This window comes from Burkholderia sp. Ac-20379 (genome assembly GCF_017104645.1).
Classification (GTDB): domain Bacteria; phylum Pseudomonadota; class Gammaproteobacteria; order Burkholderiales; family Burkholderiaceae; genus Burkholderia.
Genome location: NZ_JAAGPF010000475.1, coordinates 1 through 4,203, shown reverse-complemented (window position 1 = coordinate 4,203; position 4,203 = coordinate 1). Strand labels below are relative to the sequence as shown.

The window sequence follows — 4,203 nt, the reverse complement described above, 5'->3', positions numbered from 1 at the left end:
GCTTGCCGGGCGGGCCGCGCGCTTTCCTTTTGATGGGGTTTCCGATAGGATCGAAAACCGGTTATGTACCATCCAGTTTTGGGGGCAAGAATGCGCGTCAGCGATATTCTGAAAGTCAAGGGCAACACGCTGTACACCGTGACGCCCGATATGCCGCTGCGCGAGGCAGTCGACACGATGGCGGAGCGCGATATCGGCTCGCTGGTCGTGATGGAGTATGGCGATCTGGTCGGGATCCTGACGTTCCGCGAGATCATCCTGCGTCTGAAGGAGAATGGCGGCGCGATCGGCGATGTCCAGGTCCGCAAGGTCATGGACGATCCGCTCACCTGCACGCCGGAAACGGACGTCAACGAAGTGCGCCGGATGATGCTCGAGCGCCATGCGCGCTACATGCCCGTGCTCGAGAAGCGCGTGCTGATGGGCGTGATTTCGTTCTACGACGTCGCGAAAACGGTGGTCGAGGCGCAGAGCTTCGAAAATCGCATGTTGAAGGCGTATATCCGCGATTGGCCGCCCGAGCCGGACGGCGAAGTGCACCAGCAACCCGCGACGAACTGATCCGGGTTCACCGAAGCAAGGCAGCCTGAGAGGGCCGGCTGCCCGTCGCACCGGATGCGCAGGACGGGCCGCGCATCTTCCCACGGCCGGTACGCCAACGCGTGCCGGCCGTTTTCGATCCGACACACCCACTGCGTGCGGCGTCGAAGCCGCGCGCTCCGAGCGCATGAGCGATTCCAATACGACAAACACTCCGCGGCGCAACGAACGCCATTCGCACTCGTCGCAATTCGGCCTGCTTCGCCAGCGACGCTTCGCCCCGTTCTTCGTCACGCAGTTCTTCGGCGCGCTGAACGACAACGTCTTCAAGATCGGCTTCACCTCGCTGATCACCTATCAGAGCGCGAAATTCAACGGCGTCGATCCCAAGACGGCCGCATTCCTGATCTCGGCCGTGTTCATCCTGCCGTTCATGCTGTTCTCGGCCACGTCCGGCCAGATCGCCGACAAATACGACAAGGCGCGCCTCACGCGCTTCGTCAAGAGCTTCGAGATCGCGTTGATGCTGGTGGGGGCGGCCGGTTTCGTCACCCACATCGCCGCGCTGCTGTATCTGTGCACGTTCATGATGGGGATGCACTCCACGCTGTTCGGCCCCGTCAAGTATTCGTATCTGCCGCAGCATCTGAGCGACAAGGAACTGGTGGGCGGCAACGGGCTGGTCGAGATGGGCACGTTCGTCGCGATCCTGATCGGCACCATCATCGGCGGGGCGGCGGCCGGCATCGACGGGCGCGGCGAGTTGCTGCTCGCCGTCAGTTGCGTGGTGATCGCCGTGATCGGGCGGCTGGTCGCCTCGGGCGTGCCGGTCACGCCGGCGCCGCAGCCGGACCTGAAGATCAACTGGAATCCGGTGTCGGAAACCTGGCGCAACCTGAAGCTGGCCGGCCAGAACCGCACCGTGTTCCTGAGCCTGCTCGGCATTTCGTGGCTGTGGTTCGTCGGCGCGACGTTCCTGACGTCGTTCTTCGGTTTCGCGAAAGACGTGATGTCGGCCAACCCCGACGTGGTGACGGTGCTGCTGGCCACGTTCTCGATCGGCATCGGCCTCGGTTCGATGCTGTGCGAGAAGCTGTCGCGCAACCGCGTCGAGATCGGCCTGGTGCCGCTCGGCTCGATCGGCATCAGCGTGTTCGCGATCGACCTGTACTTCGCGAGCCACGCGCTGCCGGCGCAGACGCATCTGCTGAACGTCGGCGAATTCCTCGCGCAGCCGGCGCACTGGCGCGTGCTGGCCGACCTGTTCCTGCTCGCGATGTTCGGCGGCTTCTACAGCGTGCCGCTCTACGCGCTGATCCAGAGCCGCAGCGCGCCCACCCACCGCGCGCGGATCATCGCCGCCAACAACATCCTCAATTCGCTGTTCATGGTGGCGTCGGCGCTGATGGCGATGGGCCTGACGCACGCGGGCGTCGGCATTCCGGGGCTGTTCCTCGTCACGGCGCTGCTGAACGTGGTAGTGGCCACCTACATCTACTCGCTGGTGCCGGAGTTCCTGCTGCGCTTCGTGGCCTGGGTGCTGGTGCACACGCTCTACCGGATCCGCCTGGTGCACGCCGAGCGGATTCCCGAGGATACGGCGGCGGTGCTGGTCTGCAATCACGTCAGCTACGTGGATGCGCTCGTGATCGCCGCGGCCAGCCCGCGGCCGATCCGCTTCGTGATGGATTACCGGATCTTCCGCACGCCGTTCGCGGGCTGGGTGTTCCGCCATGCCAAGGCGATTCCGATCGCGCCGCGCCACGAGAATCCTGAAATGCTCGAAGCGGCCTACGCGGCCTGCGAGGCTGCGCTGAAAGACGGCGATCTGGTTTGCATCTTCCCGGAAGGCAAGCTCACGCGCACCGGCGAGATCAACACGTTCCACCACGGCGTGACCGAAATCCTGCGCCGCGCCGATGTGCCGGTGGTGCCGATGGCGTTGCGCGGGCTGTGGGGCAGCTGGTTCTCGCGGCACAGCGATGCGCGCTGGCCGCGGCCGGTGCAGAAGGGCGCGATGAGCCGCCTGACGCTGGCGGTCGGCGAGCCGATCGCGGCTTCCGCAGCCTTGCCCGACGTGCTGCAGAAGGTGGTGACCGAGCTGCGCGGGCTGCGGAAATAGGGTGCGAATAGGGCGGAGGACAGGCCCGCAAGACAGCGGCGGCCCGGCCCGGGCACGCCCGCGTTCCCTCGACAGCCGGGGCGGCTGGCATAATAGCGGTTTCCCCGACTTTCTCCTGGAACGGCTCCCATGTCCGGCAATACCCTCGGCAAGCTCTTCACTGTCACGACCTTCGGCGAATCGCACGGTCCCGCGATCGGCTGCGTGATCGACGGCTGCCCGCCGGGGATGGAACTGACCGAAGCCGACATCCAGCTCGAACTCGACCGCCGCAAGCCCGGCACGTCGCGCCACGTCACGCAGCGTCAGGAGCCCGATGCCGTCGAAATCCTCTCGGGCACCTTCGAAGGGCGCACCACCGGCACGCCGATCGGCCTGCTGATCCGCAACACCGATCAGCGCAGCAAGGATTACGGCAACATCGTCGAAACCTTCCGCCCCGGCCACGCCGATTACACCTACTGGCAGAAATACGGCATCCGCGATTACCGCGGCGGCGGCCGCTCGTCGGCGCGCCTGACGGCGCCGATCGTCGGTGCGGGCGCGGTGGCCAAGAAGTGGCTGCGCGAGCGCTTCGGCATCGAGGTGCGCGGCTATATGAGCGCGCTCGGTGCGATCGACGTGCCGTTCGTCGATTGGTCGCACGTGCGCGAGAACCCGTTCTTCGCGCCGAACGCCGAGATCGTCCCGCAGCTCGAGGATTACATGGACGCGCTGCGCAAGGACGGCGATTCGATCGGCGCACGCATCAACGTGGTGGCCTCGGGCGTGCCGGTCGGCTGGGGCGAGCCGCTTTACGACCGCCTCGACGCCGATATCGCCCACGCGATGATGGCGATCAACGCGGTGAAGGGCGTCGAGATCGGCGCCGGCTTCGCGAGCATTGCGCAGCGCGGCTCCGAGCACGGCGACGAGATGACGCCGCAGGGCTTCGTCGGCAATCACGCGGGCGGCATTCTGGGCGGCATCTCCACGGGCCAGGATCTGACCGTGTCGATCGCCATCAAGCCGACCTCGAGCATCCGCACGCCGCGCCGCTCGATCACGAAGGCGGGCGAGGAATCGGTCGTCGAAACTTTCGGCCGCCACGATCCGTGCGTCGGCATTCGCGCCACGCCGATCGCCGAATCGATGCTCGCGCTGGTGCTGATCGACCACGCGCTGCGTCATCGCGCGCAGTGCGGCGACGTGCATACGGATACGCCGAAGATCGCCCCGGAAGCGCCGTAACCGGTTCGGCCGCCGCGCCATGAAAAACGGGCCTCGCGATGCGATTCGCGAGGCCCGTTTCGTTTCCGGGCGCAGGTGTGCCGGCGGCGCTTACATGTTCGGGTAGTTCGGCCCGCCGCCGCCTTCCGGCGTGACCCACACGATGTTCTGCGTCGGATCCTTGATGTCGCAAGTCTTGCAGTGGACGCAGTTCTGCGCGTTGATCACGAGGCGGTCGCTGCCGTCGTCGTTCTTCTGGAACTCGTACACGGCGGCCGGGCAGAAGCGCGCTTCCGGGCCCGCGTAGGTGTGCAGGTTCACGTTCACCGGCA

Annotated in this window: 4 protein-coding genes; 3 read left to right on the top strand and 1 reads right to left on the bottom strand. The window is 66.0% G+C overall.

All coding sequences use genetic code 11. The annotated features are described in order from the left end of the window. Window positions 1-90 precede the first annotated feature (90 nt). From G3N92_RS31565 to aroC, 3 genes are all read left to right on the top strand, one after another. Window positions 91-561: a CBS domain-containing protein gene (locus G3N92_RS31565; RefSeq protein WP_206131459.1), complete on the top strand. Its 471-nt coding sequence runs from the start codon at window positions 91-93 to the stop codon at window positions 559-561. Window positions 562-727: 166 nt separating this feature from the next. Then, window positions 728-2,662 (top strand): MFS transporter, encoded by a 1,935-nt coding sequence (locus G3N92_RS31560; RefSeq protein WP_206131458.1) that lies wholly within the window; start codon window positions 728-730, stop codon window positions 2,660-2,662. A 129-nt stretch (window positions 2,663-2,791) separates the two neighbouring features. Beyond that, on the top strand, window positions 2,792-3,892 hold the full coding sequence (aroC, locus tag G3N92_RS31555) for a chorismate synthase (protein ID WP_206131457.1): 1,101 nt from the start codon (window positions 2,792-2,794) through the stop codon (window positions 3,890-3,892). Between the two features lie 90 nt (window positions 3,893-3,982). Here aroC and G3N92_RS31550 read toward each other — a convergent pair. Then, window positions 3,983-4,203 (bottom strand): 4Fe-4S dicluster domain-containing protein (locus G3N92_RS31550; protein ID WP_206131456.1); only part of this gene is annotated, 221 nt, incomplete at its 5' end.

Excerpts from the sequence above, each read along its gene's own strand:
- G3N92_RS31565 (WP_206131459.1), top strand. The coding sequence starts at position 91 with ATGCGCGTCAGCGATATTCTGAAAGTCAAGGGCAACACGCTGTACACC.
- G3N92_RS31560 (WP_206131458.1), top strand. The coding sequence starts at position 728 with ATGAGCGATTCCAATACGACAAACACTCCGCGGCGCAACGAACGCCAT.
- aroC (WP_206131457.1), top strand. The coding sequence starts at position 2,792 with ATGTCCGGCAATACCCTCGGCAAGCTCTTCACTGTCACGACCTTCGGC.